This is a genomic window from Streptomyces sp. NPDC048483 (genome assembly GCF_040651455.1).
In the GTDB taxonomy this organism is placed as follows: Bacteria; Actinomycetota; Actinomycetes; order Streptomycetales; family Streptomycetaceae; genus Streptomyces.
In genome coordinates this window covers 1-1,590 of sequence record NZ_JBEZJZ010000255.1, presented here as the reverse complement: position 1 = coordinate 1,590, position 1,590 = coordinate 1, and the positions used below count along the sequence as shown (strand labels likewise).

Genomic DNA, 1,590 nt, shown 5'->3' with positions numbered 1-1,590 from the left:
ACGACCTCGTCGGCTTCTTCGTCAACACCCTGGTGCTGCGCACCGACACCTCCGGCGACCCGACGTTCGACGAGCTGGTGCGCCGGGTGCGGGAGAATGCGCTGGCCGCCTACGCCCACCAGGATCTGCCGTTCGAGCACCTGGTCGAGGAGCTCAATCCGGCCCGTTCCCTGTCGCACCACCCGCTGTTCCAGGTGATGTTCGCGCTGCAGAACGCCCCGATGGGCGACTTCGACCTGCCCGGGCTGACGGTGTCGGGGCTCCCCGTGCCGACCGGCACCGCCAAGTTCGACCTGGGCTTCAACCTGGTCGAGCGGTTCGGCGCGGACGGCGCCCCCGCGGGCCTGGCCGGCGCGGTCGAGTACGCGACCGACCTCTACGACCGCGCCACGGTCGACGGGCTCGTGGCCCGATGGACGCGGCTGCTGGAAGCGGTGGTCGCCGACCCGCGGCGGCCCATCGGCCGGATCGAGGTGCTCTCCGCGGACGAGCGGCGGCGGCTGCTGGAGGACCCCAACGACTCGGCGGTGCCGGTCGACGCCGTCCCGCTGCCCGTCTCCTTCGCGCGGCAGGCGCGGACCACACCGGACGCGGTGGCGCTCGTCCATGGGGACGCGTCGTTGACGTACCGCGAACTGGACGCGCGCGCCAACCGGTTCGCGCATGCGCTGGTCGCGCGCGGCATCGGCCCGGAGCGGATCGTGGCGCTGGCCCTGCCCCGCTCGGTGGAGCTGGTGGTGGCCGTCCTCGGCACGATGAAGGCCGGAGCGGCGTATCTTCCGGTGGACCCGGCGTATCCGGGGTCGCGGATCGCGGTCATGCTCGACGACGCCCGTCCCGCCCTGGTCGTGGACGACCCGGACCTGGTCACCGGCACCGCGCAGCACCCGGAGACGGCGCCGGACGTCGCGCTGGACGCGCGGCACCCCGCCTATGTGATCTACACCTCCGGCTCGACCGGCCGCCCCAAGGGCGTCGTGGTGAGCCATGCGGGCATCGCCGGGCTGGTGGCGGCGCAGGTGGAGCGGTTCGCGATCGACGCGGACAGCCGGGTGCTGCAGTTCGCCTCGCCCAGCTTCGATGCGTCCGTGTCCGAGATGTACACCGCGCTGCTGACGGGCGCCACGCTGGTGCTGCCGCCGTCGGAACCCCTCGCGGCGCTGACCGGCCCCAGCCTGGGCGTGACCCATGTGACGCTGCCGCCGTCGGTGCTGGCGGCCGTCCCGGATCGGACCCTGACGGTAGCGACGCTGGTGGTGGCCGGGGAGGCCTGCCCGCCGGAGCTGGTGGCCAAGTGGGCACCCGGACGCCGCATGATCAACGCGTACGGCCCGACGGAGACCACTGTGTGCGCCACGATGAGCGCCCCGCTCACGTCGGCCGGCCAGGTGCCGCCGATCGGGCGGCCTCTCGCCCACACCCAGGTGTATGTGCTCGATGACGGCCTGCGCCCGGTGCCCGCGGGCGTGCCCGGGGAGCTGTATGTCGCGGGTGGCGGGCTGGCCCGCGGCTACCTCAACCGGCCGGGCCCGACCGCCGAGCGCTTTGTCGCGAACCCGTACGGCCCGCCCGGCAGCCGGCTCTACCGCA

1 protein-coding gene is annotated in these 1,590 nt (G+C 73.8%); it reads left to right on the top strand.

The window, feature by feature from the left end:
• A partial coding sequence (locus AB0D04_RS42660; protein ID WP_362712877.1) for an amino acid adenylation domain-containing protein occupies positions 1–1,590 on the top strand: 1,590 nt, incomplete at both ends.